Here is a 13,400-nt window from a genome sequence, read left to right as displayed (position 1 = left end):
CCGAATCAACATGCATATTTTTTTATTCAAATATGGAGTGATTATAAAGTGAAGCTTCCATCAGTGTGGGTTTTCTTCACCCCACACTGAACAGGCTAAAAGCGTCATGTCCTCTGGCAACACCTGAGTGACCAGCATCTTGCCCGCCCGAACTAATAAGACTTTTACGAGCAGTTGATCCCCCACCTATCTTTCTCTCTAAACCTTGAGATGGAGGTCTTACTGTCCGTTAATGCGGGATAAAGTGAAACTCCATCAGAGGGGGTTTTCTTCATCCCCCTCTGATGGCTAGTTGAACCAATCGGACTTTTACGGGCAGTTGTTCCACCATCTATCTTTCTCGTTTCTCTCTAAATCTTGAAATGGGGGTCTTACTGCCCGTTAATGCGGGATAAAATTTTTCTAAGAACAATGTGATAGTTTATCCCGAAAACTTTATGGTATGCTTTGGGAAAGAAGTATTATTCTATGTTTTTTAAATATTCTGGTTATATGAAATAAAGTAAGATTCAGATGATCAAAAGAAATATCAAATAAAGCCCAAGGACTCAGCTACAACTTGTTATATGTGTTTTGACAAATGATCCCGCTGATGTCGAAACCAAATAAATGAGAGGTGTTGCATATGGAGTGGTTAGAAGAATGTACAGTAGATTTGAAAACTTCGAGTGGAGATGAAGATCAGTGTTTTAAGATACAGCAAATAGAAAATATTGAAAAAATTAATCAATCTTTTTCTGTGTTAACAGAATTTTTTATTTCAATTGCCTCTAAAGTTTCAAATACACCACTTATATCTATTTTTTTAGCTAACGCTCACATTAATACTATTCTTTTAGAAGATGTTGTAACACATTTTAAAGAAAGGAAAGTGATCATGATCAACAATATTCCAACTGAACTAATGTTAAGACATCCTAAAAGTAATTCTGTCAACTATATAATGAATTCTCCTAAAAATCCAGTAATTCAAAGTCTATATGATATCAATAAGCCTGTAGAAGATTCTGATGAATGGACGCCTCGAAAAACTTTTAAAGTTATTTCTGAAAAAATTGAACAATACGAAAATCAAGATTTTGACACAATTTTACCCTATTTAAAGCCAGCTAAAGGTGATTCTTATTTATTTTTAAGCTTGTTTGATTGGTATTTAAGTGATAGCTTGAAAAATTCATTAGCAATACGCTATTTTTCACACAAATTCAAAGAAATTTATCTATGGGTCGATCAAAATGAAAAAGTAACAGAAATCCAATTATTAGTATGAGCACTGTTTTTTATTTAACTTTGCAGACCATTTTATTTCCAATACGTAAATGGCAATATTAAATACAACAAAGATTAAACATTGATAAAGTGAAGCTTCCATCAGTGGGGGTTTTCTTTACCCCACCCACTGATGGTTAGCTGAACCAATCGAACTTTAACGGGATAAAGACACCTCTTTATTATGGATTACCGCAAAAATAAGTATTTTCGTCACATTTAGAAAATCTATTATACCATTTACAATTGTATTATTTTCTATCAAATAATTCTTATTTCCAATTTCCAATTTTTTATGCGTAATTTATAAAAGTCCTTTCATTTTTCTCTCCATCTTGTAGGAATCATACTGCCCATTAAAATATACAATTTTCACAAATAATTTTTCAAAATAACAAATCAATCTATTACAAAACAGAAGCTATATTCAATAAATTCTTGTCTCAATGTCTAATTATCTCTTTTTTTAGAATTATTTTAATTTTTTTCTATCTATGGATTTTATCATTTTATTCATTATACTATTCTATGTACAACGAACTAATTAACTAAATTCGAATGTAAGAATTTCGAACTACTAGGGGTGCTTAATTTATGACTAATATTCATCAGCTCTTCCAAAGTGAAGACGGCAATCAACAGCAAAGAGAACAACTAGTTCATTATATCGAAGAAATTTTAACGTCCATGGACTCATTAAAAGATCCATCTAAAACAACACTTGGTCCTATGCAGGAACGATCAGAAAACTTTTACAAAGAATTGATGGAAGAACATGATGTACCTACAAACGGTACCGGTTTAGACACAGTAGTAGATGCTCTAACTGGCTTAATGAAAGGGCATCCATTCCATACACATAACTTTGTAACCAATGTATTACCTATGGCCAGTATTCCCGGGATTTTAGGTTTATTTGTTAATTCTCTCCTGAATGGCAATAACTTATGGGATGTCTATGGACCCGCTGCAACTGAGTCTGAAGTAAAAGTCATTTCCATGATGTCAAAATTAGTAGGATATGATTATACAAAAAGCTTTGGATATACCACTTGGGGCGGACAAGGTGCAGTTTTTAGTGGATTACGAGTAGCGATTGCAAAACAATTCCCACATGCAAAGGAAGAAGGTGTACCAAATAACCTTTACTGTTTTGCATCTGAAAATGCCCATTATAGTTTATTGAAATCAATTGAAGCTGTAGGAATTGGAAGCAATCATTTAATCCGTGTGAAAGCGGGCCAAGATCATTCAATGGATATAGATAATTTACGTAAACGTTTAACTGAAGTGGTCGAAAATGGTGGAATTCCAGTCTATATTGTAGCAACAACTGGTGCTACAGATAGTTTTGCGATTGACGATATTAAAGAAATTAAAGAAGTCACAGCTACTATTGAAAATCGCTATAACCTGAAACCAATTCATATTCATGCAGATTCTGCTTTAGGAGGATTTTACGCATTCTTTAATGATTATGATTTTGGGAAGAACCCACTACATTTCGAAGATGCAGTGCTTGAAAGTTTAATGGTCATCCGTTCACGTATGCAGTATTTATCCTTGGCTGATTCTTTATGCTTCGACTTCCAAAAGCTTGGACAAACACCTTATCTTACAAGTTTATTCTTAGTGAAAGATGGTAGTGCATTAGGTCTTCTCGATCTAGAAGATTTTGATACACCGTATGTAGGAAATCGTGGATACGGCTCTTATCATACGGGCTATACCTTAGAGTGTTCACGAATGGGGAGCTCAATTGCTATTTACGCAGCCTTAGTGGCGTTCGGAAAAACAGGTTATCAGAAAATATTAGCTAATTATGTTCGTGTAAACCTAGCATTTCGTCAACAGCTAGCACAAAAATTATCATCAGTTGATGTAGTAAATGAGACAAATATTGGACCAATTACAGCATTTCGCCTTTATCCGAATGAATATAACTGGAGAGACGAACAAGCAGGTTGCTATAAAGTTTCGGAAATAGAAATGATCAATACGTTGAATTCTTCTCTATTTGAAGTATTAGGGAAGCATCGTGATGATGTATTCTTTGGAGATACAACACGCATCTGTACGGTTGATGCATCTGATAGTACAAACCGTATTCCAGTTGGTGTAGCGAAGTTCTTCTCCATTTCTCCTTATACAGGTGTAAAGCATATACCTGCAATAATTGATTCTCTTAAACACTCGATAAAAGAATTGGAGGAAACAAATCGTGAATCTTGCCAAATATAAACATTCACTATTATTTAAGTATATTCTATCATTTGTCTTACCGATCGCCGTTCTATCAATAGTTTTCGGTATCATACTTTTTACTTCATCTCACAATCTGATTCAAAATAAAGTAATGGGTCTTTTTGAGGACAAGTTACAACTTGTTTCAGATGAAGTCATGACACATTTAAATACAAATCTTGTTAGTAGCGCTGATAATAAAAATAAGACAGATTATAATAAGCTGTTAACTACCTTAAACTCAGAAAAGAAAAAACATGGCATCCAAAATGCTTATGTTCTTTCTCGTTCAAATGGTAAAGAACATATTGTCGCATTAAGTGATACAGATAGTTATAATGCTGCTTATAAATTTGATCCTAAGATGAATCAAGCAATAGATGAACAAAAAACTACATTTAGTGACATCTATACAGATAAATATGGGGTTCATAAATCTATCTTTATTCCTTTTAAGGGGACAGATATCATTTTCGGTTTAGATATGGATGCATCCTTTATCTCTAAAGTTCAATCCCAAGCGATTTGGACTTCAGTAGGTCTAGCAATTTTGTTTATTGTTTTAGGAGCAATCGTTGCATTCTTTATCAGTAAACGAATCGTTAAACCACTATTAGCTTTAAAACAATATGTAGATGAAGTAGCTAAAGGAAATCTTGCAGCTAAACGATTTGAAATGAAAGGGAAAGATGAATTATCCAAATTATCTTTTGGTGTTTTTCATATGGTGGATGACTTAAGAGACATCATTTCACAAATCGGTTCAAATGCGGAACAAGTAGCTGCAACGTCAGAAGAACTGTCTGCAGGTTCCGAACAAACAAGCGCCTCTATTGAACAAGTTACAGTTTCTATGCAAGAAGTGGCTACTGGTTCTGATAAGCAAACGGAAGCTGTTGAAAGCATTGGATCAAACATCAATGGTATCTCAAAAAAAATGAACGAAATGACAAAATATGTAGAACAAGTTAACACAAAAGCAACGGATACAACTAAGACTGCTGAACATGGTAAAGACATTATCCAAAATGCTGTTGAAAAAATGGGTACGACAACTGAAATGATCCAATCAACTTCTGAGGTCGTGAATCGTCTAAACAACTACTCAAAAGAAATTGGCCAAATTGTTTCATTAATTACTGAAATTGCTGATCAAACAAATCTATTAGCCTTAAACGCCTCTATCGAAGCCGCACGTGCAGGAGAACACGGTAAGGGATTTGCAGTTGTTGCAGAGGAAGTAAGAAAACTTGCTGATCAATCAAGAGAAGCCGCAAACGATATTAGTGATAGAATAGATTCTATCAAAACAGAATCAGAAAATGCTGTAGATTCAATGTCTACAAGTACTGAAAATTTGAAAGTAAGTTCAGATGCTTTTGACGAAGCAGGTGAGGCATTTAAAGCAATCTACTTAGATGTATCTAACTTAGCATCACAAATGAATAAATTTAGTCAATCCATTGAAAATATGAATAGTGGAGTAAGCAATATCGTTGAATCCATGGAAGAAGTTAGTGTAATCGTAGAACAAAATTCCGGTAGCATACAAAATGTTGCAGCCGCTGCTGAAGAACAAACAGCCAGCATGGAAGAAATCACCGCTTCCTCGAATAATCTTGCTACCATGGCTGAACAACTTCGCAATGCTATTCATAAATTTAACCTTTAAGATAAAGTGAAACAAAACCACCAGTAGAGATTTTCTTCATATCCCACACTGGTGGTTTGTTTATTGAAAAGTGAAATTTCGCGGATGAATGAACGAGTCTCCTCATGCTTTAACCGTCTCCTGTAAAAAGAAAAAAGATAGCCAGAAGAACAATCATAGTAAAAAAGAAATAATCTCCTCCCAAGAAGAAAAATAAAATTTCACGCGTGTTGATTTGACAAAATTAGGGGTGTCTGTTTGGCATAGCTTTTGAAAAACTCTGTATTTTTAAGACCATTTATATAGATCTTCGCTGCGGCTTGCTCGAGTCCTCGAAAATGCATGCGCATTTCCTTCGTGCGGTGTTGTTTCGATGAAGCAAATTCAATGTCCCGCGGGAAAAGCGAATAGATGAGACCCCACAGCGTAGCGATTTAAGGAACGGAGTCTAAGGGCGCCACGTCCTGTGGCAACGACTCCGTGACCAACATCCTGTTGCCCCCAGCATTCGCCCGCAGGAAAGCGAGCAAGCCTTCGCTACAATCAACAAATCCCCCTATTTTCATGGATTAAATTGGATAATCAACACGCCTGATAGAATTTTATCGTATTTAAAAAACCCTCTAAAAGTGGGCTCTTCACCAAAATAAATGGTTGACATCTAGAGTGCAACTATGCTAGATCACGGTTACACTCTACTATAATACGCTCCTTATAAACGGACTGGTTGCGAGTGAAATATAGTCTTCGTTGAAGAGCTTTTATTCGATTATTGCGTCCTTCTACAGCTGCATTTGTATAGCGAAGACGATGATAGTTGATGATTTCTTCCTTCCAGTTGTACATGGTTTTTAAACATTCCTCTACCTCCACTAAGCTAAGTGCCTGCCCTTGTTCACACCAACGTTCAAACCAGATTGTTGCCGTTTTTACATCTGGTGCACAGTCGTACCATGTGATGAAATCTTCTTTCCATTTATAGGTGTTTTCTAATCTTTTATCATAGCTTAAACATTCTTGAACGATCACAGCTTCCTCTTTCGTAAGGTCATCTGCACGCTTAATTAAGAGACGTGCTTTTGCTTTAAGGCTTTTTTGGGCTTGGGACGAAAGATTCGTTTGTACGCTTCTCCGCACATCTTGGAGGGCTTCTGTCACATAGCGGTTTACATGAAAACGGTCCGCAATTCGAATGGCATTTGGAAACCATTCCGCACAAAATGTATGATACATTTTGGCTAAATCTATCACGACGGCAACAGGGTTTAACTGCTTAAAAAGCGGATGTTTTTCCGCATAATCTCGAAGTTCATCTCCTTTTCGTCCGGAGATGACATCTAGAAAACGTCCTCCTTTCAAATCATGTAGCCCTGTATTATAGGTGTGACCTTTACGGATCGCAAAGTCATCGATTCCCAACACTAAATTATCCCGTTCAACCGCCTCTTGATATACTTGTTTTTGAATCTGTTCACTCTTTTCATGAAGTTCACGCTTGAAAATCCGTTCCATCGTTGAATAAGGAACCTGTTGTTCATCAGAGATCTGTTCCACCGTAGTACCGTATGTTTGGCGAGCAAGAAATGCAGAAAAAGCCTTTGTATAGCGTTTTTTAAACTCCACAAAAGTGTACGTCCAAGTAAATGTAGCATGGCAGGTTTTACAAAATAAAGAGATGGCAGGGATTCGCAAGTCAACGGTTTTATCAAAAGCAGCTAAATGACGTATATTCCGCTTATAAGGTATACCATTCCGAATCACAGAAGAAGATTGGCAACATGGGCAATTTTGAACATAATCAACTGGAGTAACTTCAATAATTGCGTGATCATCCTCTATTTCTACATTGACAATATTTACTTCTGGCAAATTCAAGAGTTCATTGATATACTCAAAGGGCATCTGTCTAACCTCTTTCGCTTTTGGTGTAGGAACTCAAAGCATAACAGGTTAGCAGATGTTTTTCATTTATTTAGCTCTGTTACCATATTTATCTATCAATTGTCAACTATTGATTTTGGTGTTGACCCTAAAAGTGAGTCTTATTTATTTTTAAGCTTATTTGATTGATATTTAAGTGATAGCTTGAAAAATTCATTAGCACTATACTATTTTTCATACAAATTTAAAGAAATTTATTTATGGGTCGATCAAAATGAAAAAGTAACAGAAATCCAATTATTATTTTTTATTTAACTTTACGAACCGTTTTATTTCCCATAATAAATGCTAAAATAATAAATATATAAACATAAGCTAGTAAAATCAATTCAAAAAAACCGGTTTTAGGCTGAACTTTGTTATGCTCATCAGCGTAAATCCCACTATCTATCATGTATTTTCCAAATTTTCCACTTATATCAATTTTTTAAAGAAAACAATACTCTACATTTTATCAGTATATACTCCATCCACAAACTGTATATTCCAATATATCTCTGTTATTAATCCAATTGTTATAATAGTGCAAAAACATTTGATACTTTTGCAAATAGGTAAAACAAACATTTATGATAAGTCCATGCTATATTCGTTGTCTCTTTTATTTGGAAGATATCTAGAAAAATCAATCAACCCATTTATGTTATTGTGGATGATACCATTTCTAAGAAGACGAAGCCCTGGCCAATCGTCCGATTGAAAAGTGTTCTTTTCAATCAATTTTTTGAATTGTTAAAAATAGCTTAAAATTTTATTTGGTTATTTGAACGGAAAAATATTCAAAGGAAAATGCACTATTATAGTTCAATTAATTATTTATGTAAAAAAATATATAAATTAACAATATTATATTTACACTTTTAATTTAATGTGTTATATTTTACAAAAAAATAAAGGATTTGATTATTTTGAAAAATAAAAATATTACTATTTTTATGTCGATTTTATTAGCAGTAATAGCTGTTGGTTCGTTTTATCCCTTATCCTCGACCGCAAAAGAGCATAAGAATTTATCTATTATAACTGAAGATAATACTTCTATCAGTATTGGAACCCCACAATTAGAAACATCTCTGTTTTCTTTTTTTACAGTAGATCCTTTATTGTCTGATGCCCCTTTAGAAAGCTCAACAGTTAAAAAAGGGAATAGTTTAGAGAAGAAAATAACTATTAATCCATCAACTTCTAACTCGATAATAGATATTCCATTAGAAATTAATAAAGGTGATTATATCGTTTTATCGACTAATGCAGATGGAAAATCAGATGGTGCAGCAACTATTTATAATAAAAATAATGAATCTGTTGGTTTATTCTTATCTCCACAAATAGAAAATAAAAATGATGTTGAAATTACCGATGCTAAAATAATTAACGGAGACACAATTCAATTAAGAATAGAATCTGAGGATCTTACATCTTCTGTAACTCTAGCAACTACACTGGCTGCAACATCCTATTCTAGCTATTTTTCTAGTGGAAAATGGATCACTAGATCTGGCGTAGTTTCTCTAAGCCTGACACATAAATCTTATTTACATAGTGGTTCTACTAATGATAGAATTTTGAAATTAGCAGACTCATGGAATAAAGTAGTCAAAAAACATTCTGATGATAAAAAATGGAAAAACAAAGCAGGCTTAGAAGATCAATATGCTTGCCACTACAATACAATTTCAGCAGCAAAAAATCCTTGGAATATAGAACCCTCTAGACCAAATGTAGGATATGCTAAAACAGTATTAAAGGCTTGTAACCCATAATAAATATGGAACTGGCAAAAAGGCGGTTTTTTCAGCCTTTTGTCAGTTCCATATTTATTTAACTTTACGAACCGTTTTATTTCCCATAGTAAATGCTAAAATAATAAATATATAAACATAAGCTAGTAAAATTAATTCAAAAAAACCAGTTTTAAGTAGAACCTTGTTATGCTCATCCGCATAAATCCCACTATCTATCATGTATTTTCCAAGTAAAAGATAAGATATAAAGGAAACAATAATTAAACCATATCCTATTAAATTCCATTTAAATTTATAAATCGAATAAATAAGTAAAAATATATAGGCATAGGCTACAATATAAAAGAATACTGAAACATATATTGGATCTAAGATATTCAATATTATCCCTCCTAATTTTTAATATAATTACTTTAATAAGTATATAATTAATAATTAGAAAAATAAAGTAATTTTCTTATTTTAATATAAAAATATCAATATTATGTAATAATAATTTTTTTTGGATATTAAATTTACATCAGTGCTACTAATTTTTTCTAAGAAAACTCTCCATCTAGTATTTTTCATCAATTAATGATTTTCTATTTTTCAAACCATTCAGTACATTTTTTCATATCTCAATCATTGCGATCTTATTTATAGCTTGTTTTTTTGAAATAGGTACAGATTTTGCTTTCATATCAAATAAAAGCTCACTACTGGTTCGTTGAATGAATGCATTATTTACATCTACATCAAAAATTTCTAGTTTTTCTGGACATCAAAACTACCCCCTAACTTATTTGTTAGAAGGTAGTTAATCGCTAAATTCATCTGAATGGTAGACGTGATAAAAGTAAATGAATCACTTCTTTGCCATTCTATTTTTTTATCCAAACGTAATCTTATTCACCGTTTCACGATCAAGTTTTTTGATGACTTCAATCACTAATTTGACGGTGTTTTCAAAGTCATCGCGGTGCAAAATTCCTGCATGAGAGTGAATATAGCGTGTTGCGATACCAATGGAAAGAGCCGGTACACCATTTGCTGTTAAATGAATGGAGCCCGCATCTGTGCCGCCACCTGGGATGGACTCGAATTGGTATGGGATATTATTTTCTTCTGCTATATCCACAACAAAATCGCGTAAACCTTTATGGGCTACCATTGAACCATCATAAACGATAATTTGTGGCCCAGCACCCATTTTACTATTGGATTCTTTTGAGGTGATTCCCGGTGTGTCACCAGCAATCCCCACATCTACTGCAAAACCAATGTCAGGTTGGATCTTATTGGCCGCTGTTTTGGAGCCACGAAGACCCACTTCTTCTTGAACAACACCACAGCCATACACAATATTCGGATGGCTGACATCTTTCAATCCTTTTAAAACTTCGATGGCAATGGCACAACCAATACGATTATCCCAAGCTTTTGCAAGTAGATGTTTGTCGTTTTTCATCACTGTAAATTCAAAGTATGGTGCCACCATATCGCCAGGACTTACTCCCCAGCTTTCTGCTTCTTCTTTGGAAGCTGCACCAATATCGATAAACATATCTTTTATTTCATATGATTGTTTACGAGCAGCAGCAGGCAAAATATGTGGTGGCTTCGAACCAATGACACCAACGATCGTTTCGCCAGAGCGTGTGACGACTTGCACACGTTGTGCAAGCATTACTTGTGACCACCAGCCACCAATTGTCTGGAATTTCAAGAAGCCTTGATCATCGATTTTGGTCACCATAAAACCTACTTCGTCTAAGTGGCCTGCTACCATGATTTTAGGACCATTTGGATCACCTACTTTTTTGGCAATCACTGCACCTAAGTTATCACTTTCCACTTGATCTGCATAAGGTGTTATATATTTTTTCATCACCTCACGAGATTCTTTTTCATTACCAGCAATAGCTCTTGCGTCCGTTAAATCTTTCAACATAGTTAATGTTTCATCTAATCGAGCCATTATTTCGTCCCCCTAAACATTCTTTCCTCGCCCATTATAATCCTGATAGATCATAAAGTGAAACTTTAATCAGTGGGGATTATCTTCATCCCCCCTGAACTAGAGAAACTCAGGTTAAAAGCGCCACGTCGTATGGCAACACCTGAGTAGCCAGCATCTTGCCCGCCCGAACCAATCGGGCGCATGCGGCAGTTGATCTCCCACCTAACTTCTTTGCTTTCGCTGAATTTTGAGGTGGAGGTATTACTGCCCGTTCATGCGGGATCAATTCAAAAAAATAATATTTAGAATTTACCGGATGAACCAAAACCTTCAACAGAACGAACCGAATCAGAAACTGCATCTACTTGTTCTACATTTACTTGAAGTACTGGAGCTATAACCATTTGTGCAATTCTCATATGCTTTTCCACTAAGAAATCTTTTTTACCATGATTAATTAATATGACTCTTATTTCCCCACGATAACCTTCATCAACAGTTCCCGGGCTATTTAGTACTGTGATCGAATGCTTTAGTGCGAGTCCGCTTCTTGGACGTACCTGTGCCTCTGTACCTTTTGGCAGTTCAATCACGATCCCTGTTGGAATCAATGCAGATTCCCCTGCTTTGATGACTTGTTCCTCCACTGCGTATAAATCTAATCCTGCATCACCTGGATTTGCTCGAAATGGCAATTTTGCATCTTTATGAATAAGTTGTACTTTTAATGTGAAATCCATCGTTTTACCTACCTTTTTGTAATCAATATTTCCTCCTTCTTATCGTATCTAAAAAAGAGATGATTGAAAAGATTAATACATACAAATATAAAAAAACATATGGAGAATCATCTTCTCCATATGCTAAATGGGATAAAGTGAAACTTCCATCAGTGGGGTTTTCTTCATCCCCCACTGATGGTTAAGTTGAACCAATCGGACTTTTACGGGCAGTTGATCCCCCATCTATCTTTCTCGTTTCGCTCTAAATCTTGAGATGGGGTCTTACTGCCCGTTAAAGCGGGATCAATTTTTTGTTTAGTTCTTATTTCGCTACGACATAATTCTTGTTTGCTGTAATATAATTCCCATTTGATAATTTCAATCGTGGTGTTCCACCTGAAGAGAATGAAATCGATTTTACAGTATATGTTTTACCTTTTGACAATGCACTTTTTCGTGTAGCGCTTGACATATTAGGGCTACTATATTGATAGACGCTTCTTTTCAGTTGAACCTTTCCTGGATTGACATAAATATAATTGGCAATGGATGATGTCACTGCTCTAACAAAATCTTTACTTGCTGTAATATAATATCCATTTGATAATTTTAATCGTGGTGTTCCACCTGAAGAATAAGCAAGATCCTTAATACTCAATACTGTATTTTTCTTTACACCAGTCACTCTACTATCCAAGTCCGCATTGTTATATGCATATAAGCCTGATTTAACTAGAACCTTACTTGGTTTTTTTGTGTAATATTGATCGATTTTAGACGTCACTTTTACAACATAATCAAGATTAGCTGTCATATACGTACCATTCGTTAGTTTAAGTCTTGGTGTACCAGCACTTGTTTTTACAATTCCAGCAACTTTTACTAAAGTATTCTTTGCTATTGCTTTCCCTTTTGTCGCACTTGTAAAACTTGTTGAAGAGTATTGATTCACTTGTACTTTAGTAGCAACTGTTCCTGGATTAGCTGTGTAATATCTTGGTTTACTTGCAGGTGTGACACTACTTGTTCCAGTCAAATAGCTTAAGCTCACCTTTGAATTTAGACGATTTAGGTCAACATATGTACTAATGCCTGCTACTCTACCTTGATCCGTATATTGCCATAAATCATAAGGATAGGCAGGGGCAGCGGTACTATTGTTATATCGTGGGATCCAAACAAAATCGAATTTAGAAGTATCTAAATTTAATGAAGTGTATAAGTGATGGGCTACATAAAGTCCAATTTTCTTATTGGTTTTTGTTCGTAATTGTTTTACGTATGAATTAATAATTGTTCGCATGCTTTCGCCAGATTTACTTGTGTTTTCTTCAACATCCAGCACATAAAATTTCGTACCCTTGCTTGCGCGATTATAAAAATTATTGGCTTCTGTTTTTGCATCACTTGAAGATTCAGCTAAACTATATGCATAAACGCCAAATGGTACTTCGTATTTTTTTGCACCAGCTTCATATGTTTTATGCATTGGATCTTCAAACGTACTGCCGTACTGTGTTCGAATGATGACTAAATCTAACACTTTACTTGCCTGTGCCCAATCGACATCTTTTTGGTAATATGAGATATCTGCAATGATAGGTTCTGAGGAAGCTGTTTTTAATAAACTCTGAGTCTTCATAATCGTTGTTGGCGCTGTTTCCCATTTTTCTGTATGATCAGGGTTTGCAGGTGCAGGCTCTTCTGCTGATGCAGTATGTACAGTGATAAGACAAATAACCATCATACAAACTACAGCTGCTAAATTCCGAATAACTTTCACTATTTTCGTCTCCTTCTATGTACTTTAATTCGAACAAAATACTTAACGATATAAGTCTTTGCCAACTATAGAATACCAAACTATTAAGGGAAAATATAAAACA

At 34.7% G+C, this 13,400-nt stretch carries 9 protein-coding genes; 4 read left to right on the top strand and 5 right to left on the bottom strand.

What is annotated here, in order from left to right:
* The first annotated feature begins 625 nt into the window (after positions 1-625).
* The 3 genes from FEZ13_RS00960 (at position 626) to FEZ13_RS00950 (ending at position 5,185) form a co-directional block, all read left to right on the top strand.
* Positions 626-1,270 carry a hypothetical protein gene (locus FEZ13_RS00960; protein ID WP_146551107.1) on the top strand — a complete coding sequence of 215 codons (645 nt, stop codon included), beginning with the start codon at positions 626-628 and terminating at the stop codon, positions 1,268-1,270.
* A 593-nt stretch (positions 1,271-1,863) separates the two neighbouring features.
* Positions 1,864-3,510, top strand: coding sequence for a pyridoxal phosphate-dependent decarboxylase family protein (locus FEZ13_RS00955; RefSeq protein WP_146551106.1), 1,647 nt, complete (start codon positions 1,864-1,866; stop codon positions 3,508-3,510).
* Complete coding sequence (locus FEZ13_RS00950) at positions 3,491-5,185, top strand: methyl-accepting chemotaxis protein (RefSeq protein ID WP_255473032.1); 1,695 nt, start codon at positions 3,491-3,493, stop codon at positions 5,183-5,185. Before FEZ13_RS00955 ends, FEZ13_RS00950 begins: the two co-directional genes overlap by 20 nt.
* Positions 5,186-5,836: 651 nt before the next feature.
* Here the strand turns inward: FEZ13_RS00950 and FEZ13_RS00945 are convergent.
* Positions 5,837-7,066, bottom strand: coding sequence for an ISL3 family transposase (locus FEZ13_RS00945; protein ID WP_146551104.1), 1,230 nt, complete (start codon positions 7,064-7,066; stop codon positions 5,837-5,839).
* Positions 7,067-8,013: 947 nt separating this feature from the next.
* Between FEZ13_RS00945 and FEZ13_RS00940 the strand changes: the two genes are divergently transcribed.
* On the top strand, positions 8,014-8,868 hold the full coding sequence (locus FEZ13_RS00940) for a DUF2599 domain-containing protein (RefSeq protein WP_146551103.1): 855 nt from the start codon (positions 8,014-8,016) through the stop codon (positions 8,866-8,868).
* Between the two features lie 54 nt (positions 8,869-8,922).
* Here the strand turns inward: FEZ13_RS00940 and FEZ13_RS00935 are convergent, their stop codons facing one another.
* The 4 genes from FEZ13_RS00935 to FEZ13_RS00915 all read right to left on the bottom strand — a co-directional run bounded on the left by FEZ13_RS00935 (position 8,923) and on the right by FEZ13_RS00915 (position 13,297).
* A complete protein-coding gene (locus FEZ13_RS00935; protein ID WP_146551102.1) occupies positions 8,923-9,231 on the bottom strand; it encodes a hypothetical protein in 309 nt (102 codons plus the stop codon).
* A 490-nt stretch (positions 9,232-9,721) separates the two neighbouring features.
* Positions 9,722-10,810, bottom strand: coding sequence for a M42 family metallopeptidase (locus tag FEZ13_RS00930; protein WP_146551101.1), 1,089 nt, complete (start codon positions 10,808-10,810; stop codon positions 9,722-9,724).
* 284 nt (positions 10,811-11,094) lie between these two features.
* The gene (gene dut, locus FEZ13_RS00920; RefSeq protein WP_146549892.1) at positions 11,095-11,532 is read right to left on the bottom strand and encodes a dUTP diphosphatase; all 438 of its coding nucleotides are present in this window, start codon (positions 11,530-11,532) and stop codon (positions 11,095-11,097) included.
* 304 nt (positions 11,533-11,836) lie between these two features.
* Positions 11,837-13,297: a DUF5776 domain-containing protein gene (locus tag FEZ13_RS00915; RefSeq protein ID WP_146551100.1), complete on the bottom strand. Its 1,461-nt coding sequence runs from the start codon at positions 13,295-13,297 to the stop codon at positions 11,837-11,839.
* Between the last annotated feature and the right edge of the window lie 103 nt (positions 13,298-13,400).

The organism is Rummeliibacillus sp. SL167 (assembly GCF_007896505.1).
Lineage (GTDB): Bacteria > Bacillota > Bacilli > Bacillales_A > Planococcaceae > Rummeliibacillus > Rummeliibacillus suwonensis.
The sequence above is the reverse complement of the archived record's forward strand: the minus strand, read 5'-3'. Positions and strand labels throughout refer to the sequence as shown.